This is a genomic window from Pseudomonas sp. B21-051, from assembly GCF_024748795.1.
Classification (GTDB): domain Bacteria; phylum Pseudomonadota; class Gammaproteobacteria; order Pseudomonadales; family Pseudomonadaceae; genus Aquipseudomonas; species Aquipseudomonas putida_A.
The window spans coordinates 1,755,790-1,777,056 of the sequence record NZ_CP087166.1; the positions used below are offsets into that span (position 1 = coordinate 1,755,790).

Below are 21,267 nucleotides of genomic sequence, written 5' to 3' on the forward strand. Positions count from 1 at the left end.
TGTAATTTCCTTATTTAACGAAAATGAGTCCGGGCACCACGTGCTGGTACATCCACACGCCGTCGATCCTGCCGTGAAAGCTCTCCTCGCCGCCGCTGTCGCCACCCGTCTTGATCCCGGCTCCGAGACCGAATGCATGGAAGTTTTCCAGTACTCGACCTTCGCCGGTGAGCGGGTTGAGTTGCTGGTTGGTGAGCAATCCGAAATCGTCCTGTTGCAGCTCCAGCGCCGTGCCATCGACATCCAGTATCGGCACCAGCCCGGCCTTGTATCCGGTGCTGTGGATCAGCAGGTCCGATTGCGCGATCAGGTTCAGGACCTGATCGGCAGAGGCCTGCGCGATGTCAACGATGTTCAGGTTGCGGATCAGGCCTTGTTTGATCTTGCGAGCGAATTCGAACGAGTCATATCGCAGGCCCGAATAACGATTGACCCTTTGGCTGGCCTGGCAGATATCGGCATCGACAAACGGATAGTGCTGCTCACGCGCGGAGGCGGGGGAGTCGAAGAACAGCCTGAAATCGCGCTTGGTCAGCAAGGTGATGGTGCCTGGGAAGTCCAGCTGCTCTACCAGGCGGATAAGGCAGGAAACGGCGCTGTGCGAAGAGCCGACAATGGCCAGGTTGGTGTATTCGCCACTTTGCAGCGCCTGGTCGTGTTCGCCCTTGAGCAGCGCATCCGAATTGATGTTGTGTCGTGGGTGTTGCACGCTGGCTTGATTCAGCCGGCCACCGATGTTGAAGATGATCTTCTTGCACAACGCCTGTACGCGCTGGCCATCGAGCAGATAGCTGACGCAGTAGTGACCCTGCGCGGTCAGACGGATTTCGCAGACGGTCGACTGGGTGGAAATTTCGAAGCGTTTGTAAAGCGCCTGGTGCCGGGCCACATAGGTGCCGATGTGTTCGAGGAAGCGCCCGACATGACGCAGCTCTACCGCCTCGCTCCGCCGCTCGGTGAAATACGCCCATTCTGGCGTCCCCTGCAGGAATCGACTCAAGTCGTCCGTGCGGTCCTGGAATTTTTCCAGAAAGACCCCGCCAAGCGAGTTGGCAGTGATCCGGTATTGACCGATTTCGCCGCTGCCCAATGTGCTGGATTTCTCAAGTATCAGGCAGCGCTGTATCTGTTCATTCTGAATAAGATCAGGCAACAGCGAGATGTTGGCGGGGCCGGCGCCACAGAGGATGAGGTCATAAATCGGCGTATTCATGATGTTTTCCTGAAAGTCGGGAAGTTCGAGAAATAGGTGTTATTTAGGCAAAGAGGCGCCGCGCCAACGTAGTTGGCGTACGGCAATGCAACTTGGTAAGTTCTGCGTCGAGTGTTCAGCCGGCGGTGGGTGAAGTCTCAATGTTGGCTACTGAGGAAACTGTTTCGTCAGTGGTTTTTCTTTGTCGGAAAATCCCCATGAAGATCAGCGTCATCAGCAGGCTGGACAATGTCAGGAATATATAAAGTGCGGTTCCGCTGAGGTTCTGTATAAACAGTCCACCGACAATCGGCGAGAGAGAAAAACCGATGCTGTATAACGACGCGGCACCAAAGTAGGCGCCTCGCAAATTAGGTGGCGCCAGGCTGTCGACAAACATGTTGATGCACGGAAAGAGCAGGGTCTGGCTGATACTCATGAGCAATACAGCGCCATACCATAATGCTTTGATGTCGTAGTTGTGCGCAGCCAGCGCAAAGCCGGCCTCGCCGAGGATCAACAGGGCCGAGCCAAGATAGATCTTGGTATTCAGCGATACCGATGACAGCGCACTGGCAAGCGGCAATTGCAGTATCACGATCGTCGAGGCATGCAAGACAATCAACGAGGCGATAAAGGGCAGGTAGCCTTCGAAGGCAAGGGCGGCCATCAACTGCGGCAAGCTGGAGTCAAAACTGCCAAAGATGAACATCATGATGATGTTGTTGATCACCAGCGCCAGGAACAGATGGTCTCTGGCGAGCACGCCCATGGTGCTTTTGAAACTGGTGGTATTGACCGCCTTGAGGGTTACACCTTTACCGAAGATCACCACGCCGACCAGCAGCAGTGCATAGGACATGGTCACCAGGACGAAGGACATTGAGTCGGCGGAGATTCCCAGCTTGAGCCCGAAGTAGGGGCCTGTCGCCGCACCGGCGTTGAGGAAAAAGTAGCGTAGATGCATGGCGCGCTCGACCAGAGGTCGAGATTCGATGACATCGCCGATGATGGTTTTGATCGGGTTGTTGACCAGTGCCCACGACAGGTTTGCCAGCAGAGTCCCGGCGATGTAGCCGTAGGCGCTGCTGCTGATGCCCAGTAGCAGATAAGAACCTGCCGCCACGACGCAGCCCAGCACGATGATTTTCAAGCGGCCGATTTTGTCCGACAGGTAACCGCTGTAAAAACTCGCTATCGACGACAGGGCGATCGACAGGGTCAGGATCAGGCCGATAAACGTCGCACTGAAACCAAACCGGGTGTACAGCACGATCGAGATAAACGGCCAGACCATCATTGAAGTTGCACGGGTTACAAAGGTGCCGATAAACAATATCCAGATGAACATTGGCATCTCGGACAGATATTGGGTGATGCCGGTTTTTAATGAAGTATGCATGTTGATGACGGCCGTTTTTCAAACCCGCGACAAGTGCAGATTGAAATGGGTGGATCAATGCATTGCCGACGCTGATCGCTGAAGTAATTCATCCGCAGCTAATTGAAAGTGCACGAAACACCCTGCCATCCGGACGGCATAATGGAATGTATCGAAGGATGTCTTACTGATAAGTCGAGCGACAGGCTATGCGCAAATTTCGCTGAGTCTTGAATAGTAAAGTTCGCCGCGACCTGCGGGTTGCAGATATCGGGTAGACCAGCGTCGAAAGGGAGGATAAAGGAGAGCCGATATCATTCCTTGAATATCGTTGAACACGTCATTGCATCCTTTGCAGTGTTGGGGCGAGTCTACATAAGCTGTCACAGAATGTTAATAAAAAATTCACATTTAAATTTTCATGTTCGATTTCGAATCTGCTCGCGGCGTTGACTCACCAGTTGGTTAAGCCAGCGGGGCCTGTCTGAAAGACGAAGCGGCGGCGTCAGTCTTTACCCGGGTGGGCGCGGAGGGGCAGGCATAAGACAAGAATGTCGGGGGGGGAAAGACGCGCTGGCAAGCTCGACGGGGGCGACGCTTGCCAGCGGTTGGGAGGGGTTACTCGGCAATCTGCAGCTTGCGCGACTCGGTGTACACGTAACGCACTTTCTCGTACTCGAACGGCGAGTTCATCTGGCCGTAGCGGAAGTTGGTCTGGTAGCGCTTGTCGACCGCGCGCAGGGCCCAGATTTCCGGGTGGTTGGAGCTGACTTCCGACACGTTCAGGTAGTTGATCGCCGATTCGGCGGTGTAGTCCACGGCCAGGCCGGCGGTATCGCGGATGTTCGACGGGCCGAGGATCGGCAAGACGAAGTAGGCACCGCCCGGTACACCGTAGAAGCCCAGGGTCTGGCCGAAGTCTTCGCTCTGGCGTGGCAGGCCCATGGCAGTGGCCGGGTCCCACAGACCGGCAATGCCGATAGTGGTGTTGAGCAGCAGCCGCGCGGTGGTTTCCATCGAGCGCTTGCCCTTGAACTGCAGCAGGCTGTTGACCAGGTTCGGCACGTCGCCAAGGTTGTTGAAGAAGTTGCTCACCCCGGTGCGCAGGAAGCTTGGCGTCACGTAGCGATAACCGTCGACCACCGGCAGGAACACCCATTGGTCGAAGCGGTAGTTGAAGTGGTAAACGCGGCGGTTCCACGACTCCAGCGGGTCATAGACGTTGAGCGCGTTGAGCGTCGAGCGCTCGAACTCACGCTGGTCCAGCCCCGGGTTGAACTTGAGTTTGGACAGCGGCTCCTTGAAGCCGTCGCTGTCGACCACCACCGGCGCGTTGGCTTTGCTGTTGTCGGCCTGGGCCACGCCTGCACTGAGGAGCGCTGCAATCAGCAGGAGATATTTAGCCACGGAAAAACTCCAGCATGGCGTCGCTGTTGACGCGGTAGTTAAGGTTGCCGCAATGGCCGCCCAGTGGGTAAACGGTCAGGCGATCGCCAAAGGTCTTGCGCAGGAAACCGAGGTCGCCAGGGCCGAGGATCACGTCATCAGCATTGTGCATGACGGCGATTTTCGGGCTGTCGTGCAGGTAATCCTTGAGTGCGTACAGGCTGACCTGATCGATCAGTTGCAGCAGGCTGCCGCCGTCGGTACGGGCACGCCACATCGGGATCACTTGTTCGGTCAGGTAGCAGTCGAAGTCGCATTGCAGCGCACGCTTGAGGAACGGCGTGAGGCTGGTGCCTTCGGTGATCGGGAATTTCGGCGGAGTGATCAGGCCACGACGGTTGATCAGGTCGGAGGTGAAGGCAATGTCGGCAGCCGAGAAACGGAACGAGGTGCCGATCAGCATCGCCATCTGTTCGTTGGTCAGATGCTGCTTCGACTGTTGGAAGTCGTAGAGCAGGGCGTCATTGAGGTCGATGTAGCCTTTCTGCTGGAAGTAGCGGGTCAGTTTGTTCAGCACCAGTTCATAGAAAGTGGTGCTGTTGTTGATGCCCTTTACTTCGGTCTGCACCAGTTTGTCGAGGTTGCTGATCGAGGTGTAGAGGTTGACCGGCGGGTTGAGCAGCAGGACTTTCTTGAAGTTGAAGCTGCGTCGGGTCTCGTCCAGATGCGCGACGAACGCGGCATCCAGCGCGCCGAGGCTGTAGCCGCTGAGGTAGTACTCGGTGACCGGCAGTTTCGGATGTTGCGCGCGCACGGCCTGCATCACCCGGTACATGTCTTCGGCGTCTTCCTTGGTGATGCCCGGGGTGGCGAAGCGTGAAGCGGCGCTGATGAAGTCGAAGCTGGTCGGCGACGACAACTGCACGACGTGGTAGCCGGCTTTGTAGTAGAGCTTCTTCAGGTACTCATTGAGCGTGCTGTCATAGCGCGCGCCGGTACCGGCGATCAGGAAGATCAGCGGTGCCGGTTTGTCCTGCTCGGCGATACGGTAGGTGAGTTTTTTCACCGCCCAGAAATTGTCCGGGAGGATGAAGGCCCGTTCCGGGCGCAGGGTGATGCTGTGGTCGGACTGATTGATCTCGTCGTTCGACGGCAATTCCGGGCGCAGGTCCGGTGGCGTGGTGGCGATGGTCGCCTCGAACGGGTTGGTCAGGGGATAGCCATAACTGGCGGCATCGATATCCACCGCCAGTGCGGACGCACTCAGAATAAGGCCGCTGAACAGCGCGGCGAAGCGCAAGGAACGGAGCATGACTGGATCCCTTAAAGGAAGGTGCCGAATGAAGTTCGCAGGCTATGACCACCGGGCTTGCGCCAAAGTGCCATGCCTCGGCACCAAACAGGCAGAATTCGGAGTAATAGTAGCTGGACGATACACTTTGCAAGGCGCGGATGACCAGTTAACAGTTGTTAGTGTTTGCCAACGCGTACGGGCAGATTAAGCTGGCCGCCGATTTCGTTGATTGGAGAGTTTCATGTCCCGCCGCTTGCCCGTGATTCTGTTGCTCGTGCTGTTGCCGCTGTGGCTGGCCGCCAGTTATGGCGCGCGTTATGGCTTCATGGAGGATGGGCAGTGGGTCGGCATCTGCGTCGATGATGCGAGCCGTTGGGAATGCACGATGCGCTCGAACCTGGGGCTGATGATTCACTTCAAGGTGCTGGGCTGGGCGGCGCTGGGCGCGGCGCTGCTCGGTTTTGTCCTGCCGGGGCGGGCAGGGTGGTGGCTGGCGGTGCTGGCGCTGGTGTTCGGGTTGCCGGCGTTGGCGTTGTACAACACGACTCTGGCGGTGTTTGCGCTGGTGATTGGCGGGTTGCGGTTGGTCAGAGCGTCTCGTAGCGCCTGATAGAAAAAGATCGCAGCCTTCGGCAGCTCCTACATAGGGCGGTATAACCCTGTAGGAGCTGCCGAAGGCTGCGATCTTTTGATCTTGCTGTTTAATCAGCGATTGCGAACCCGCAGGCAGCGCCACAAAGCAGCGACCATCAACCCGCTGACCAACGCCCAACCCCACGCTTGCTGATTCAACAATCCTTCTTCATACAGTTGCGGCGCAATGCCGGCGCCGATGATAAAGGTCAGCAGGGCGATTTCCCGGCGTGGCACGCTGACCGGACGGCACACATACACCAGCGCCGGCAGGATGAATGCCATGCTGGCAAAACTGCGATAGCGTGCGTCGAAGACCATCTCCAGCATCATCACCGCCGCCGCAAAACCTGCTGCCGCAACCAGCCAGCCAGCGCGGCGCTCCAGCAAATTGAACGCGCGTTCACGCCAACCCTGACGGTTGCTCAAGGTCAGCACGGCATGCGCCAGCACCAACAGATTCAGCGCCGTCAGCAAGCCGACCCACAGCCATTCGCTGGCAAACCGCGTGGTCACTCGCGCCAGATCGCCCCAGGCGCCGATCGAGCAGGCTGCAACTGCCGCAAGCAGGGGCAGAACCAACGCCGATTGCGTGGTGCGAACCCGGCCGCCGAGCAGCAGCGTGCCGAGGAAAATCAGCCCACCGACGCCCAGCCATTCCTTCCAGTACGGCACATTGGTCACTGGCCCGGCGAGCACGCCCTTGTCCTGACGATCGGCGTCGAACAGGCCCCAGTAACCGCCGACCGCACCTTCGCTGCCACGTTTCCATGGCTGGTCGAACGCTTCGATCAGGTTGTAATGCCAGCCTTCCTTCTCGGCCATGGCGACAAAACCACGAATGAACCTGGCCTCATTGACCCGACTCGGCAGGGCGGTCTCACGCTGGCGGCCTTCGCTGGGCCAGCCGGTCTCGCCGATCATCACGTCTTTGGGCGCGAATCTGTTGCCGAACACCTGACGCACATCCGCCACATGTTGCAGAGCGACGTCAATGTTCGACGGATCATCTTCCCAATACGGCAGCAAGTGAATGGTCAGGAAATCCACCGCCGGCGCGACTTCCGGGTGCTTGAGCCAGAACTCCCAGACATCGGCATAAGTGACCGGTTGCTTGACCTGGCTTTTGACCTTGTTGATCAGCTTCGCCAGTTGTGCGCCGGTGACTTCCTTGCGCAGCAACGCTTCGTTACCGACGATCACCGCGCTGACCACATCCGGGTTGGCGTTGGCCGAGGCGATCAGCAGGTCGACTTCCTTCTCGGTGTCCACCGGGTTGCTGTTGACCCAGGCGCCGATCATCAACTTCAGACCGTGCTTGCGCGCCAGATCCGGCAGGGCTTCGAGGCCGGTCATCGAGTAGGTGCGGATGCATTCGAAACGCGTCGCCAGCAGAGCGAGGTCGGCGTCCATGCGCTCCGGGCGCAGCTTGAACGGCACGTCGAACGGCGACTGATCCTTGTCGAATGGCGTGTAGGAGGCGCATTGCAACTTGTGCGTCGGGGTCGCGGCGTCCGGCAGGATCACCGGTTTGCCGAGGCCGTACCAGAAGCCGCCAAGGGCAAACAGGCCGAGCAGACAGGCGAAGAGATAAGGAACAAACGGGAAGCGGGAAGTCGCGGACATGGTCAGGCCGAGTGGCTGCAAAGCGACGCATGTTACCTGCATTTATCCGCGGGTTGGTGGCCTGCATGATTTGCACATGCAAAGTTCGGGCGGATTGTCTGGCGCCAATTATTCAGAGGCGATTAATGGCCTTCTGATGTCGTTTCTCGGTGTATTGAGGTCGCTGACAGAGCAGGTCGCGTTTGGCGTCAGGCCGATGATCGAAAGCGTCAGTACCCTTATAGAAAAGACGACTGATGTTCGGACGAGTTTGCGGTCAGGCGTGATGGGGGCGCTGTGCACCATAACAATACGTTGACGATGCCCGGCATCCGTCGGGCGCAGCATTTCGGGGAAGTAAACGATGAAGATGCGACGACTTTTAGGCGCAGGTGCCGCTCTGGTGCTTGCGATGAGTTCCACATTCGCCAGCGCTGAAAAACAGACCCTGAACATCGGTTACGTTGACGGCTGGTCCGACAGCGTCGCGACCACCCACGTGGCGGCCGAAGTGATCAAGCAGAAACTCGGCTACGACGTGAAGCTGCAGGCCGTCGCCACCGGGATCATGTGGCAGGGCGTGGCCACCGGCAAACTCGACGCGATGCTCTCGGCATGGCTGCCGGTGACCCACGGCGAATACTGGGCGAAGAACAAGGATCTGGTCGTCGATTACGGCCCGAACTTCAAGGACGCGAAAATCGGTCTGATCGTGCCGGAGTACGTCAAGGCGAAATCGATCGAAGACCTCAAGACCGATGACACCTTCAAGAACCGCATCGTCGGCATCGACGCGGGTTCAGGCGTGATGCTCAAAACCGATCAGGCGATCAAGGATTACGGCCTGGACAAATATACGCTCAAGGCCAGTTCCGGCGCCGGCATGATTGCCGAGCTGACCCGTGCCGAGAAGAAGAACGAATCGATTGCCGTCACCGGTTGGGTGCCGCACTGGATGTTCGCCAAGTGGAAACTGCGCTTCCTCGACGACCCGAAAGGCGTGTATGGCGCGGCTGAAACCGTGAACAGCATCGGCAGCAAAGAACTCGCGACCAAGGCTCCGGAAGTCGCCAAGTTCCTGAAAAACTTCCAGTGGGCGTCGAAAGACGAGATCGGCGAAGTCATGCTGGCCATCCAGGACGGCGCCAAGCCTGAGGCGGCGGCCAAGGATTGGGTCGCCAAACACCCGGATCGCGTGGCTGACTGGACCAAATAAAAGCAATACCGCCGTACCCCACTGTGGGAGCGAGCCTGCTCGCGAATGCGATCTGTCAGTTGATACATATTTCGACTGATCCGACGCTTTCGCGAGCAGGCTCGCTCCCACAGTTTTTTTTTCTGTGCTGAAAATTGGCGAAAACGTCATGTCGTTCTAATACTAAGGTCGTCTGGAACCCGTTCCGCAGCCGCATACAGTGGATACGTTCCAACAATAATCTGTGCTGCGAGGATAAAAACAATGAACGACAGCATTTACCTCTCGATTCAAAACAGCCCGCGCTTCAAGGAGCTGGTGCGAAAAAGAGAAAAATTCGCCTGGATACTCTCGGCGATCATGCTCGGGCTGTACTCCGGATTCATCTTGCTGATCGCGTACGGGCCGCAAGTGCTCGGGGCGAAGCTCAGTCCCGGGTCGTCGATTACCTGGGGCATTCCGATTGGTGTCGGCCTGATTGTCTCGGCCTTCATCCTGACCGCGATCTACGTACGGCGCGCCAACGGCGAGTTTGACGACCTGAACAATGCGATTCTCAAGGAGGCTCAGCAATGATCCGGCGTCTACTGGCTCTTTTGAGCATCGCTGCGTTCGCGCCAGCCGTCTGGGCGGCTGACGCCTTGACCGGCGAAGTCCATAAACAACCGCTAAACGTTTCAGCGATCGCCATGTTCGTGGTGTTCGTCGGCGCCACCCTGTGCATCACCTACTGGGCCTCGAAGCGCAACAAGTCGGCCGCCGACTACTACGCAGCGGGCGGCAAGATCACCGGTTTCCAGAACGGTCTGGCGATTGCCGGTGACTACATGTCGGCGGCGTCCTTCCTGGGGATTTCCGCGCTGGTGTTCACTTCCGGCTACGACGGCCTGATCTATTCGATCGGCTTCCTGGTGGGCTGGCCGATCATTCTGTTCCTGATCGCCGAGCGCCTGCGTAACCTGGGTAAATACACCTTTGCCGACGTGGCGTCCTACCGCCTCGGGCAAACCCAGATCCGCACCCTGTCTGCCTGCGGTTCGCTGGTAGTGGTGGCGTTCTACCTGATCGCGCAAATGGTCGGTGCCGGCAAGCTGATCCAGCTGCTGTTCGGTCTCGACTACTACGTCGCGGTAATTCTGGTCGGTATCCTGATGTGCATGTACGTGCTGTTCGGCGGCATGCTGGCGACCACCTGGGTGCAGATCATCAAGGCGGTGCTGTTGCTGTCCGGTGCCTCGTTCATGGCGCTGATGGTGATGAAGCACGTCAACTTCGACTTCAACATGCTGTTCTCCGAGGCGATCAAGGTTCACCCGAAAGGTGAAGCGATCATGAGCCCGGGCGGTTTGGTGAAAGATCCGATTTCGGCATTCTCCCTGGGTCTGGCATTGATGTTCGGTACTGCCGGCCTGCCACACATCCTGATGCGCTTCTTCACCGTGAGTGATGCGAAAGAAGCGCGCAAGAGTGTGCTGTACGCCACCGGCTTCATTGGTTACTTCTACATTCTGACCTTCATCATCGGCTTCGGCGCGATCCTGCTGGTCAGCACCAACCCGGCCTTCAAGGATGCGGCGGGCGCTCTGCTCGGCGGCAACAACATGGCGGCGGTGCACCTGGCTGACGCAGTGGGTGGCAGCATCTTCCTTGGGTTCATCTCGGCGGTGGCGTTCGCGACCATTCTGGCGGTGGTGGCCGGTCTGACCCTGGCCGGTGCTTCGGCGGTGTCGCACGACCTCTATGCCAGCGTGATCAAGAAGGGCAAGGCCAACGACAAGGATGAGATTCGCGTGTCGAAGATCACCACTATCGCCCTGGGTGTGCTGGCGATTGGTCTGGGCATCCTGTTCGAGAGCCAGAACATCGCGTTCATGGTCGGTCTGGCGTTCTCCATCGCGGCGAGCTGCAACTTCCCGGTGCTGTTGCTTTCGATGTACTGGAAGAAGCTGACCACCCGCGGTGCGATGGTCGGTGGCTGGCTGGGGCTGGTGAGTGCGGTGGGGCTGATGATCCTTGGCCCGACCATCTGGGTGCAGATTCTGCATCATGAGAAGGCGATCTTCCCGTACGAGTATCCGGCGCTGTTCTCGATGGTGATCGCGTTCATCGGGATCTGGTTCTTCTCGATCACTGACAAGTCGGCGGCTGCCGAGAACGAGCGGGCGCTGTTCTTCCCGCAGTTTGTGCGTTCGCAGACTGGGTTGGGGGCGAGTGGGGCGGTTTCGCACTAAGCGTTGGTTGCATGGTTTGAGGAAATGCCCTGGTCGAGAGATCGGGGTATTTTTTTTGTGGGCGGTTATCGGACTTGGGCCTTCGTGGTTGGTGTTTATGAGTACATATCCGTTGCTGCGGTAACGGCTGCTTAGGGTTCCGCCCTTACGGCGGGTCACTTTTGACAAACGCCTCAAAAGTAACCAAAAAGGCTTTACCCTGACGTTCGGCCCTCGCTTAGGCTCGGGTTCCTTCGCTGCGGGATTCATCCGGGGGCAGCGCCTACGGTTTGCTTCGCTGCACCTCCTCTCGCTGTGTTTGGCTGCGCCAAACGGTCGCTGCGCTCCCACCCCCCGGATAAATCCCTCCACTCAGCCTGCCGACGGGCCTTCAGATCAAAAGCTTTACTCGAGCTAACGCTCATCGTGTTGAGTGGGGCGGCTTTGCCGCAGGGGCAGCGCGCAATCTGAACTGTACCTGCTGGCGATGGCGGCCTACGAGCCGCTGAATGCACTCAATCCAAATGTGGGAGCTGGCTTGCCAGCGAAGGCGCCCTGCCAGCCGACCAATCTCTATCTGAATACACCCAATCCCCTGTAGGAACTGCCGAAGGCTGTGATCTTTTGATCTGCTTTGGCTTTGGCTTTTGATCTTCAGCCCCTTCGGCAGGCCGAGCGTAGGTGCCCATCAGGGGGAAGGCGCGCAGCGCCATGCGGCGAAGCCGCATACATCGAGAGGAGGTGCAGCGAAGCAAACCGTAGGCGATGCCCCCTGATGGGCACCGTAGCGAGGGAACACTGAGCCTAAGCGAAGTGCCGTACGTCGGGGCAAAGCCTTTTGGGTTACCTTTTCGGCGTTTGGAAAAGGTGACTCGCTGTAAGAGCGAAACCGTAGGAGGCCGTTACCGCAGCAACGGATATACACCCAAAAAACTAAAAAACCAGTCGGCCCACAGGCCGCTGAGACCAAAAACAAAAACGGCCTCTATATAAGAGGCCGTTCCGGGTACAACTTCAAGACGTTATCGCAAGACAAGCCTTATTTGCGGTCTTCCAGCTTGGTGATATCACGCGACTCGTAGCCAGTGTACAACTGGCGCGGACGGCCAATCTTGTACGGGCTGGAGAGCATTTCTTTCCAGTGCGAGATCCAGCCGACAGTGCGGGCCAGGGCGAAGATCACGGTGAACATGCTGGTTGGAATGCCGATCGCCTTGAGGATGATCCCCGAGTAGAAGTCGACGTTCGGGTACAGTGAGCGCTCGATGAAGTACGGGTCGGTCAGCGCGATCTCTTCCAGGCGCATGGCCAGTTCGAGTTGCGGATCGTTGTTGATACCCAGTTCCTTCAGTACTTCGTCGCAGGTCTGCTTCATTACAGTCGCGCGAGGGTCGCGGTTCTTGTAAACACGGTGACCGAAGCCCATCAGCTTGAACGGGTCGTTCTTGTCCTTGGCCTTGGCGATGAACTTGTCGATGTTGGACACATCGCCAATCTCGTCAAGCATGGTCAGAACGGCTTCGTTCGCACCGCCGTGGGCAGGGCCCCACAGTGCGGCGATACCGGCGGCGATACAGGCGAACGGGTTGGCACCCGAGGAGCCTGCCAGGCGCACGGTGGAGGTCGATGCGTTCTGCTCGTGGTCGGCATGGAGGATGAAGATCCGGTCCATGGCCTTGGCGAGTACCGGGCTGATCGGTTTGATCTCGCACGGGGTGTTGAACATCATGTGCAGGAAGTTTTCCGCGTACGTCAGGTCGTTGCGCGGGTACATCATGGGTTGGCCCATGGAGTACTTGTAAACCATCGCTGCCAGGGTTGGCATCTTGGCAACCAGACGGATCGCGGAGATTTCGCGATGCTGCGGGTTATTGATGTCCAGGGAGTCGTGGTAGAAGGCCGAGAGGGCGCCGACTACGCCGCACATGACGGCCATCGGGTGGGCGTCGCGACGGAAGCCGTTGAAGAAGGTTTTCAGCTGCTCGTGAACCATGGTGTGGTTTTTCACGGTGCTGACGAACTGGGCCTTCTGTTCTGCAGTCGGCAATTCGCCGTTGAGCAGCAGGTAGCAGGTTTCCAGGTAGTCCGACTTTTCAGCCAGCTGTTCGATCGGGTAACCGCGGTGCAACAGAATGCCGTTGTCGCCGTCGATATAGGTGATCTTCGATTCGCACGAGGCGGTCGACATGAAACCCGGGTCGAAAGTGAAGCGGCCCGTGGCCGTCAGGCCCCGAACATCGATTACATCGGGACCAACGGTGCCGGTTAAAATGGGCAGCTCGACGGGGGCTGCGCCCTCGATGATCAACTGCGCTTTTTTGTCAGCCATGTGGCCTCCTATTTATGCTTGAACCATCAGACAGACCCCCCACGCAGGGCCCGCACCACTATAGTGAGATAAATTCGAATGTCAATTTGCCTAAAGTCTTGCTCCAGAAGGCTTTAAGCGCACTTTTTCCTCGAAATTGACTGCCATTTACGCCTTTTATACGACTTGTGCAATCAGCTATTTGGGGTAGGTGATTGCGTTGTCATTAGTAGCCTAACTGTCTATACTCGGCCACCGACCGCCAAGGGCTTTTGGGCTTGCTTTCATTGGGGGTCGCATCCCTGGGTGGTGGTTACCTGACCAGTGCACTCCCCAACAACTTTGCCCTGATTGTTAGGGGCTCTTCAGTGTGAAAAAAAAGCCGTGAAAAGCCAACGACCTGTAAACCTAGACCTAAGGACCATCAAACTCCCAGTCACTGCTTACACGTCCATTCTTCACCGAATCTCCGGTGTCATCCTCTTCGTGTGCCTTGCCATCATGCTTTACGCATTGGACAAGTCGCTGAGCTCCGAGGAAGGCTTCGGTCAGGTGAAAGCGTGTCTGACCAGTCCGCTAGCCAAGCTAGTGATTTGGGGCATCCTGTCCGCTCTGCTGTATCACCTGGTTGCCGGTGTGCGCCATTTGATCATGGACATGGGCATCGGTGAGACGCTGGAAGGCGGCAAGCTGGGCTCGAAAATCGTTATCGCCGTTTCCGTGGTGGTAATCGTTCTGGCAGGAGTCTGGATATGGTAACTAACGTCACGAACCTCTCGCGTTCGGGCCTCTATGACTGGATGGCGCAACGTGTGTCGGCGGTCGTTCTCGCGGCTTACTTCATTTTTCTGATCGGATACGTCGTGGCCCACCCAGGCCTCGAGTACGCCCAGTGGCATGAACTGTTCGCCCACAACGGGATGCGTATTTTCAGCCTCCTGGCCCTTGTTGCCCTTGGCGCTCACGCCTGGGTCGGCATGTGGACCATCGCGACCGACTACCTGACGCCAATGGCGTTCGGCAAGTCCGCGACGGCTATACGTTTCCTTTTCCAGGCAGTATGCGGCGTTGCGATGTTCGCTTACTTCGTCTGGGGTGTGCAGATTCTCTGGGGTATCTGAGTCATGGCTAACATTCCAACGATTTCTTTCGACGCCATCATTATTGGTGGTGGCGGTGCCGGCATGCGCGCTGCGCTGCAGCTGGCACAGGGCGGTCACAAGACTGCGGTGATCACCAAGGTTTTCCCGACCCGTTCGCACACTGTATCCGCCCAGGGCGGCATCACCTGCGCGATCGCGTCCGCTGACCCGAACGATGACTGGCGCTGGCACATGTACGATACCGTCAAGGGTTCCGACTACATCGGTGACCAGGACGCTATCGAATACATGTGTCAGGAAGGCCCGGCTGCCGTTTTCGAGCTGGACCACATGGGTCTGCCGTTCTCGCGTACCGAGCAAGGCCGTATCTACCAGCGTCCGTTCGGTGGTCAGTCCAAGGACTATGGTAAAGGCGGCCAGGCTGCACGTACCTGCGCAGCGTCCGACCGTACCGGTCACGCGCTGCTGCACACCCTTTATCAGGGCAACCTGAAAGCCGGTACCACGTTCCTGAACGAGTACTACGCTGTCGATCTGGTGAAAAACCAGGAGGGCGAGTTCGTCGGTGTGATCGCGATCTGCATCGAAACCGGTGAAACTTCGTACATCCGCGCCAAGGCCACCGTATTGGCCACTGGCGGTGCCGGCCGTATCTACGCCTCCACCACCAACGCCCTGATCAACACCGGTGACGGCGTTGGTATGGCGCTGCGTGCTGGCGTGCCGGTACAAGACATCGAAATGTGGCAGTTCCACCCGACCGGCATCGCCGGCGCCGGTGTACTGGTGACCGAAGGTTGCCGTGGTGAAGGTGGTTACCTGATCAACAAGCACGGCGAGCGTTTCATGGAGCGTTATGCTCCGAACGCGAAAGACCTCGCTGGTCGTGACGTGGTTGCCCGCTCGATGGTTAAAGAAATCATCGCCGGCAACGGTTGCGGTCCGAATGGCGACCACGTAATGCTCAAACTCGACCACTTGGGCGAGGAAGTGCTGCACAGCCGTCTGCCAGGCATCTGCGAACTGTCGAAGACTTTCGCCCACGTTGACCCGGTGGTTGCGCCGGTTCCGGTTGTTCCGACCTGCCACTATATGATGGGCGGCGTTGCCACCAACATTCATGGTCAGGCGATCACCCAGAACGCCGAAGGCGTGGATCAGATCATTCCTGGTCTGTTCGCCGTAGGTGAAGTGGCTTGCGTATCGGTGCACGGTGCCAACCGTCTGGGCGGCAACTCGCTGCTCGACCTGGTGGTATTCGGCCGCGCTGCCGGCCTGCACCTGGAAAAGGCGCTGACCGACGGCATCGAATACGACGACGCTACCGAAGCCGACATCGAAGCTGCCCTGTCGCGTCTGAACGCGCTGAACGGCCGTACCGATGGCGAAGACGTGGCTACCCTGCGTCGCGAGCTGCAAAGCTGCATGCAGAACTACTTCGGTGTATTCCGTACTGGCGAATACATGCAGAAGGGCATCGCTCAGCTGGCCGATCTGCGCAAGCGCATCGCCAACGTGAAGATCAACGACAAGTCGCAGGCGTTCAACACCGCGCGTATCGAAGCTCTGGAACTGCAAAACCTGCTGGAAGTGGCTGAAGCTACCGCCATCGCGGCCGAAGTACGTAAAGAGTCCCGCGGCGCTCACGCCCGTGAAGATTTCGAAGACCGTGACGACGAAAACTGGCTGTGCCACACCCTGTACTTCCCGGGTGAGAAGCGCGTCGCCAAGCGTGCCGTAAACTTCTCGCCGAAGACTGTTCCGACTTTCGAACCAAAAGTCCGGACTTATTAAGGGTGATCGCCATGTTGCAAGTCAGTGTTTATCGCTACAACCCTGATCAGGACGCTGCGCCGTTCATGCAGGAATTCCAGGTCGATACCGGTGGTAAAGACCTGATGGTGCTGGACGTGCTGGCCCTGATCAAAGAGCAGGACGAGGGTTTCTCCTATCGTCGCTCTTGCCGTGAAGGCGTCTGCGGCTCCGACGGCATGAACATCAACGGCAAGAATGGCCTGGCGTGCATCACGCCGCTGTCCGCTGTCGTAAAAGGCAACAAGTTGATCGTTCGTCCGCTGCCAGGTTTGCCGGTTATCCGTGACCTGGTTGTCGATATGAGCATCTTCTACAAGCAATACGAGAAGGTTAAGCCTTACCTGCAGAACGACACGCCGGCTCCGGCCATCGAGCGTCTGCAGTCCCCTGAAGAGCGTGAAAAACTCGACGGTCTGTACGAGTGCATCCTGTGCGCCTGCTGCTCGACCTCGTGCCCGTCCTTCTGGTGGAACCCGGACAAGTTCCTGGGTCCGGCTGCCCTGCTGCAAGCGTACCGCTTCCTGGCAGACAGCCGTGACACCAAGACGTCCGAGCGTCTGGCTTCGCTCGATGATCCGTTCAGCGTTTTCCGCTGCCGGGGCATCATGAACTGCGTCAACGTATGTCCGAAAGGCCTGAACCCGACTAAGGCCATCGGTCACATCCGTAACATGTTGCTTTCGAGCGGCGTGTGATTCAGCTGCTGTAACCGTAGAACCGCTGTAACGAAGAGGCTGTGGCGCGGGCTTCAACCCGCGTCATGGCTATAACCAGAGCAGTAGCCACAAGCTGCAGCTCTTATTTTGAAGAAATGAGACAAGCAGGGGCATCCGGGCTGGTACCCGGACTATCAGCGTGATCCTAAGTGGCTTGTTTTGGTCGCTGCATTCGGACTTCTGCAAGTTTGCTCGGTATTGACGCCGATGGTGTTCCCCTAACCGAGGGTGACCAAGCATGCAAGAAAGCGTGATGCAGCGCATGTGGAACAGCGCCTACCTTTCAGGTGGAAACGCTGCCTATGTGGAAGAGCTTTATGAGCTCTACCTGCACGACCCTAACGCTGTGCCAGAAGAGTGGCGCACCTACTTTCAGAAGCTGCCTGCCGACGGCAGCTCTGCCACTGATGTTTCGCACTCCACAATTCGCGATCATTTCGTGCTGCTGGCAAAGAACCAGCGCCGCGCTCAACCGGTTTCCGCCGGGAGCGTGAGCAGTGAGCACGAGAAGAAGCAAGTTGAAGTGCTGCGATTGATCCAGGCCTACCGTATGCGTGGCCACCAGGCAGCCCAGCTTGACCCGCTGGGGCTGTGGCAGCGTCCTGCACCTGCAGACCTGTCGATCAATCATTACGGCTTGACCAATGCCGATCTTGATACGACCTTCCGTGCCGGCGACCTGTTCATCGGCAAAGAGGAAGCGAGCCTACGCGAAATTCACGAAGCGTTGCAGCAGACATATTGCCGCACCATCGGCGCTGAATTCACGCACATCACCGATTCCGAGCAGCGCCAGTGGTTCCAGCAGCGTCTGGAAAGCGTGCGCGGTCGTCCGACGTACTCCGCCGACATCAAGAGCCACCTGCTCGAGCGCGTCACTGCCGGTGAAGGCCTGGAAAAATACCTGGGCACCAAATACCCGGGCACCAAGCGTTTCGGTCTGGAAGGCGGCGAAAGCCTGATTCCGATGCTCGACGAACTGATCCAGCGTTCCGGTTCCTACGGCACCAAGGAAGTCGTCATCGGCATGGCCCACCGTGGCCGTCTGAACGTGCTGGTCAACACCTTCGGCAAGAACCCGCGCGAGCTGTTCGACGAGTTCGAAGGCAAGAAGAAGGTCGAGCTGGGTTCCGGTGACGTCAAATACCACCAGGGCTTCTCGTCCAACGTAATGACCGCCGGCGGTGAAGTTCACCTGGCCATGGCGTTCAACCCATCCCACCTGGAGATCGTTTCCCCGGTGGTAGAAGGTTCGGTTCGCGCCCGTCAGGATCGTCGTAACGACCCGACCGGTGAGAAGGTTCTGCCGATCTCCATCCACGGTGACGCTGCATTCGCAGGTCAGGGCGTGGTCATGGAAACCTTCCAGATGTCGCAGACCCGCGGTTTCAAGACCGGCGGTACCGTGCACATCGTGATCAACAACCAGGTGGGTTTCACCATCAGCAACCCGCTGGACTCGCGTTCCACCGAGTACGCCACCGACGTTGCGAAGATGATCCAGGCGCCGATCCTCCATGTGAATGGTGATGATCCGGAAGCCGTGCTGTTCGTGACCCAGCTGGCCATCGACTACCGCATGCAGTTCAAGCGTGACGTGGTGATTGACCTGGTCTGCTACCGTCGTCGCGGCCACAACGAGGCCGACGAGCCAAGCGGCACCCAGCCGCTGATGTATCAGCAGATCACCAAGCAGCGCACTACCCGTGAGCTGTACGCTGATCGTCTGACCCAGGCCGGTGTAGTCGACGCAGAGCGTGTTCAGGCGAAAGTCGACGAATACCGCAACGCGCTGGACAACGGTCTGCACGTAGTAAAATCGCTGGTCAAAGAGCCGAACAAAGAGTTGTTCGTGGACTGGCGTCCGTATCTGGGCCACGCCTGGACTGCGCGTCACGACACCCGTTTCGATCTGAAGACCCTGCAGGAACTGTCCGCCAAGCTGCTGGAAATTCCGGAAGGCTTCGTGGTTCAGCGTCAGGTCGCGAAGATCTACGAAGACCGTCAGAAGATGCAAGCCGGCGGCCTGCCGATCAACTGGGGTTACGCCGAAACCATGGCGTACGCAACCCTGGCGTTCGAAGGTCACCCGATCCGCATGACCGGTCAGGACATCGGCCGCGGTACGTTCTCGCACCGTCACGCTGTGCTGCACAACCAGAAAGACGCGGGCACCTACATTCCGCTGCAGAACCTGTACGACGGTCAGCCACGTTTTGACCTGTACGACTCGTTCCTCTCGGAAGAAGCGGTACTGGCCTTCGAATACGGTTACTCGACCACCACGCCAAACGCGCTGGTGATCTGGGAAGCCCAGTTCGGCGACTTCGCCAACGGTGCACAGGTTGTTATCGACCAGTTCATCACCAGCGGCGAACACAAGTGGGGCCGTCTCTGCGGTCTGACCATGCTGTTGCCGCACGGCTACGAAGGTCAGGGTCCTGAGCACAGCTCGGCACGTCTTGAGCGTTACCTGCAGCTGTGCGCCGAGCACAACATTCAGGTGTGCATGCCGACCACCCCGGCCCAGATCTACCACTTGCTGCGTCGTCAGGTGATTCGTCCGCTGCGCAAACCTCTGGTAGTGCTGACGCCGAAGTCGCTGCTGCGCCACAAACTGGCCGTATCGACCCTGGAAGATCTGGCTGAAGGTTCGTTCCAGACCGTGATCCCGGAAATCGATGCCCTGGACCCGAAAAAGGTCGAGCGCGTTGTTCTGTGCAGCGGCAAGGTCTACTACGACCTGCTGGAAAAGCGTCGTGCCGAAGGCCGTGACGATATCGCCATCGTGCGTATCGAGCAGCTGTATCCATTCCCTGAGGACGACTTGAAAGAAGTCCTGGCGCCTTATACCAACGTCAAGCATGCCGTCTGGTGTCAGGAAGAGCCGATGAACCAGGGTGCCTGGTACTGCAGCCAGCATCACCTGCGTCGCAGCATCGGTAACCTCAACAAGTCTCTCGTATTCGAGTACGCGGGCCGTGAGGCTTCTGCTGCCCCAGCATGTGGTTACGCATCGATGCACGCCGAGCAGCAGGAAAAACTGCTGCAAGACGCGTTTACCGTTTAACGCCTTCGCGCACCTGAAACCGAATTTAAGGAACCACAGATAATGGCTATCGAGATCAAAGCCCCCACTTTCCCGGAATCGGTTGCCGATGGCACCGTTGCCACCTGGCACAAAAAACCGGGCGACGCCGTCAAGCGTGACGACCTGATCGTCGACATCGAAACCGACAAAGTCGTACTGGAAGTGCTGGCGACCGCCGACGGCGTGCTGGGCGCAATCGTCAAGAACGAAGGCGACACTGTTCTGTCCGACGAAGTCCTGGGCTCCATCGAAGCGGGTGGCGCTGCTGCCGCTGCTCCAGCCGCCGCTGCTGCTCCGGCCGCTGCTGCCGCTGCCCCGGCTGCTGCCGAAGGCGAAGACGATCCTGTTGCTGCGCCGGCTGCGCGCAAGCTGGCTGAAGAGAACGGCATCAACATCGCTTCCGTTGCCGGCACCGGCAAAGGCGGTCGTGTGACCAAGGAAGACGTGGTCGCTGCTGTTGCCGCGAAGAAAGCCGCTCCGGCTGCCGCACCTGCCAAGGCTACTGCTCCGGCTGCCGCTGCGCCGGTATTCGCTGCTGGCGACCGCGTTGAAAAACGCGTGCCGATGACCCGTCTGCGTGCCAAGGTTGCAGAGCGTCTGGTTGAAGCCCAGTCGAACATGGCGATGCTGACCACCTTCAACGAAGTCGACATGACCGAAGTCATGGCCCTGCGTTCGAAGTACAAGGACCTGTTCGAGAAGTCCCACAACGGCGTGCGCCTGGGCTTCATGTCGTTCTTCGTCAAGGCGGCCACTGAAGCGCTGAAGCGCTTCCCGGCAGTCAACGCTTCGATCGACGGTGCGGACATCGTTTATCACGGCTACGCCGACATCGGTGTTGCGGTTTCCAGCGACCGTGGTCTGGTAGTTCCGGTTCTGCGTAACGCCGAGCTGATGAGCCTGGCTGAAATCGAAGGCGGCATCGCCACTTTCGGCAAGAAAGCCCGTGACGGCAAACTGTCGATGGAAGAGATGACCGGCGGTACCTTCACCATCACCAACGGTGGTACCTTCGGTTCGATGATGTCGACCCCGATCGTCAACCCGCCGCAGGCAGCGATTCTGGGCATGCACAACATCATCCAGCGTCCTATGGCCATCAACGGTCAGGTCGTGATCCGTCCGATGATGTACCTGGCACTGTCCTACGATCACCGTCTGATCGATGGCAAAGAAGCTGTAACCTTCCTGGTGACCATCAAGAACCTGCTGGAAGATCCGGCTCGTCTGTTGCTGGATATCTGATAGAAGCAGCCATGCGCTGCGGGTGGCGTACCGTCGGCAACGGCGGTACGGCCCGCAGCGCGCGGCTTGAAGCTTTTCGCTAAAGAGGATTTT

General features: G+C 58.3%; 16 protein-coding genes. 10 read left to right on the top strand and 6 right to left on the bottom strand.

The genetic code is table 11. The annotated features are described in order from the left end of the window. Nucleotides 1-10: 10 nt before the first annotated feature. The 4 genes from LOY52_RS07945 to LOY52_RS07960 form a co-directional block, all read right to left on the bottom strand. A complete protein-coding gene (locus LOY52_RS07945; RefSeq protein ID WP_258678994.1) occupies nucleotides 11-1,213 on the bottom strand; it encodes a hypothetical protein in 1,203 nt (400 codons plus the stop codon). 115 nt (nucleotides 1,214-1,328) lie between these two features. After that, entirely contained in the window at nucleotides 1,329-2,594 is a 1,266-nt protein-coding gene (locus LOY52_RS07950) for an MFS transporter (protein WP_258678995.1), read from the bottom strand. A 597-nt stretch (nucleotides 2,595-3,191) separates the two neighbouring features. Further along, entirely contained in the window at nucleotides 3,192-3,980 is a 789-nt protein-coding gene (locus LOY52_RS07955) for a VacJ family lipoprotein (protein WP_007969640.1), read from the bottom strand. Next, nucleotides 3,973-5,271 carry a serine/threonine protein kinase gene (locus LOY52_RS07960; RefSeq protein ID WP_027613946.1) on the bottom strand — a complete coding sequence of 433 codons (1,299 nt, stop codon included), beginning with the start codon at nucleotides 5,269-5,271 and terminating at the stop codon, nucleotides 3,973-3,975. The genes LOY52_RS07955 and LOY52_RS07960 overlap by 8 nt, the downstream gene beginning before the upstream one ends. A gap of 223 nt (nucleotides 5,272-5,494) precedes the next feature. Between LOY52_RS07960 and LOY52_RS07965 the strand changes: the two genes are divergently transcribed. Then, entirely contained in the window at nucleotides 5,495-5,863 is a 369-nt protein-coding gene (locus LOY52_RS07965) for a hypothetical protein (protein WP_258678996.1), read from the top strand. Between the two features lie 95 nt (nucleotides 5,864-5,958). Here LOY52_RS07965 and LOY52_RS07970 read toward each other — a convergent pair whose 3' ends face one another. Continuing rightward, nucleotides 5,959-7,554 (bottom strand): beta (1-6) glucans synthase, encoded by a 1,596-nt coding sequence (locus LOY52_RS07970; protein ID WP_258678997.1) that lies wholly within the window; start codon nucleotides 7,552-7,554, stop codon nucleotides 5,959-5,961. Between the two features lie 301 nt (nucleotides 7,555-7,855). Between LOY52_RS07970 and LOY52_RS07975 the strand changes: the two genes are divergently transcribed. From LOY52_RS07975 to LOY52_RS07985, 3 genes are all read left to right on the top strand, one after another. After that, nucleotides 7,856-8,707 carry a glycine betaine ABC transporter substrate-binding protein gene (locus LOY52_RS07975; protein ID WP_258678998.1) on the top strand — a complete coding sequence of 284 codons (852 nt, stop codon included), beginning with the start codon at nucleotides 7,856-7,858 and terminating at the stop codon, nucleotides 8,705-8,707. 243 nt (nucleotides 8,708-8,950) lie between these two features. Further along, nucleotides 8,951-9,262 carry a DUF485 domain-containing protein gene (locus tag LOY52_RS07980; protein WP_027613950.1) on the top strand — a complete coding sequence of 104 codons (312 nt, stop codon included), beginning with the start codon at nucleotides 8,951-8,953 and terminating at the stop codon, nucleotides 9,260-9,262. After that, nucleotides 9,259-10,917 carry a cation acetate symporter gene (locus LOY52_RS07985; RefSeq protein WP_027613951.1) on the top strand — a complete coding sequence of 553 codons (1,659 nt, stop codon included), beginning with the start codon at nucleotides 9,259-9,261 and terminating at the stop codon, nucleotides 10,915-10,917. The genes LOY52_RS07980 and LOY52_RS07985 overlap by 4 nt, the downstream gene beginning before the upstream one ends. A 1,018-nt stretch (nucleotides 10,918-11,935) precedes the next feature. On the opposite strand, the gene gltA is transcribed toward LOY52_RS07985, so the two are convergent. Further along, nucleotides 11,936-13,225, bottom strand: a complete 1,290-nt coding sequence (gene gltA / locus LOY52_RS07990; protein WP_003222994.1) for a citrate synthase — start codon at nucleotides 13,223-13,225, stop codon at nucleotides 11,936-11,938. Between the two features lie 363 nt (nucleotides 13,226-13,588). On the opposite strand from gltA, the gene sdhC reads away from it, so the two are divergent. The 6 genes from sdhC to odhB all read left to right on the top strand — a co-directional run bounded on the left by sdhC (nucleotide 13,589) and on the right by odhB (nucleotide 21,174). Next, nucleotides 13,589-13,963, top strand: coding sequence for a succinate dehydrogenase, cytochrome b556 subunit (gene sdhC, locus LOY52_RS07995; RefSeq protein WP_016773673.1), 375 nt, complete (start codon nucleotides 13,589-13,591; stop codon nucleotides 13,961-13,963). Next, nucleotides 13,957-14,325 (top strand): succinate dehydrogenase, hydrophobic membrane anchor protein, encoded by a 369-nt coding sequence (gene sdhD, locus LOY52_RS08000; protein WP_003222999.1) that lies wholly within the window; start codon nucleotides 13,957-13,959, stop codon nucleotides 14,323-14,325. The genes sdhC and sdhD overlap by 7 nt, the downstream gene beginning before the upstream one ends. A 3-nt stretch (nucleotides 14,326-14,328) precedes the next feature. Beyond that, nucleotides 14,329-16,101: a succinate dehydrogenase flavoprotein subunit gene (gene sdhA / locus LOY52_RS08005; protein ID WP_007962857.1), complete on the top strand. Its 1,773-nt coding sequence runs from the start codon at nucleotides 14,329-14,331 to the stop codon at nucleotides 16,099-16,101. Nucleotides 16,102-16,112: 11 nt separating this feature from the next. Further along, nucleotides 16,113-16,817 (top strand): succinate dehydrogenase iron-sulfur subunit, encoded by a 705-nt coding sequence (locus LOY52_RS08010; RefSeq protein ID WP_003223007.1) that lies wholly within the window; start codon nucleotides 16,113-16,115, stop codon nucleotides 16,815-16,817. Between the two features lie 259 nt (nucleotides 16,818-17,076). Further along, nucleotides 17,077-19,908 (top strand): 2-oxoglutarate dehydrogenase E1 component, encoded by a 2,832-nt coding sequence (locus LOY52_RS08015; RefSeq protein WP_258678999.1) that lies wholly within the window; start codon nucleotides 17,077-17,079, stop codon nucleotides 19,906-19,908. Nucleotides 19,909-19,950: 42 nt separating this feature from the next. Continuing rightward, on the top strand, nucleotides 19,951-21,174 hold the full coding sequence (odhB, locus tag LOY52_RS08020) for a 2-oxoglutarate dehydrogenase complex dihydrolipoyllysine-residue succinyltransferase (protein WP_258679000.1): 1,224 nt from the start codon (nucleotides 19,951-19,953) through the stop codon (nucleotides 21,172-21,174). The last annotated feature ends 93 nt before the right edge of the window (nucleotides 21,175-21,267 follow it).

What these genes read in the sequence shown, in the direction of transcription:
- LOY52_RS07960 (WP_027613946.1), bottom strand. Translation starts at nt 5,271, where the DNA reads ATGCTCCGTTCCTTGCGCTTCGCCGCGCTGTTCAGCGGCCTTATTCTG.
- LOY52_RS07980 (WP_027613950.1), top strand. Translation starts at nt 8,951, where the DNA reads ATGAACGACAGCATTTACCTCTCGATTCAAAACAGCCCGCGCTTCAAG.
- sdhD (WP_003222999.1), top strand. Translation starts at nt 13,957, where the DNA reads ATGGTAACTAACGTCACGAACCTCTCGCGTTCGGGCCTCTATGACTGG.
- LOY52_RS07970 (WP_258678997.1), bottom strand. Translation starts at nt 7,554, where the DNA reads ATGCAGGTAACATGCGTCGCTTTGCAGCCACTCGGCCTGACCATGTCC.
- LOY52_RS07975 (WP_258678998.1), top strand. Translation starts at nt 7,856, where the DNA reads ATGAAGATGCGACGACTTTTAGGCGCAGGTGCCGCTCTGGTGCTTGCG.
- LOY52_RS08015 (WP_258678999.1), top strand. Translation starts at nt 17,077, where the DNA reads ATGCAAGAAAGCGTGATGCAGCGCATGTGGAACAGCGCCTACCTTTCA.
- LOY52_RS07950 (WP_258678995.1), bottom strand. Translation starts at nt 2,594, where the DNA reads ATGCATACTTCATTAAAAACCGGCATCACCCAATATCTGTCCGAGATG.
- LOY52_RS07965 (WP_258678996.1), top strand. Translation starts at nt 5,495, where the DNA reads ATGTCCCGCCGCTTGCCCGTGATTCTGTTGCTCGTGCTGTTGCCGCTG.
- odhB (WP_258679000.1), top strand. Translation starts at nt 19,951, where the DNA reads ATGGCTATCGAGATCAAAGCCCCCACTTTCCCGGAATCGGTTGCCGAT.
- LOY52_RS07985 (WP_027613951.1), top strand. Translation starts at nt 9,259, where the DNA reads ATGATCCGGCGTCTACTGGCTCTTTTGAGCATCGCTGCGTTCGCGCCA.
- LOY52_RS07945 (WP_258678994.1), bottom strand. Translation starts at nt 1,213, where the DNA reads ATGAATACGCCGATTTATGACCTCATCCTCTGTGGCGCCGGCCCCGCC.
- sdhA (WP_007962857.1), top strand. Translation starts at nt 14,329, where the DNA reads ATGGCTAACATTCCAACGATTTCTTTCGACGCCATCATTATTGGTGGT.
- LOY52_RS08010 (WP_003223007.1), top strand. Translation starts at nt 16,113, where the DNA reads ATGTTGCAAGTCAGTGTTTATCGCTACAACCCTGATCAGGACGCTGCG.
- gltA (WP_003222994.1), bottom strand. Translation starts at nt 13,225, where the DNA reads ATGGCTGACAAAAAAGCGCAGTTGATCATCGAGGGCGCAGCCCCCGTC.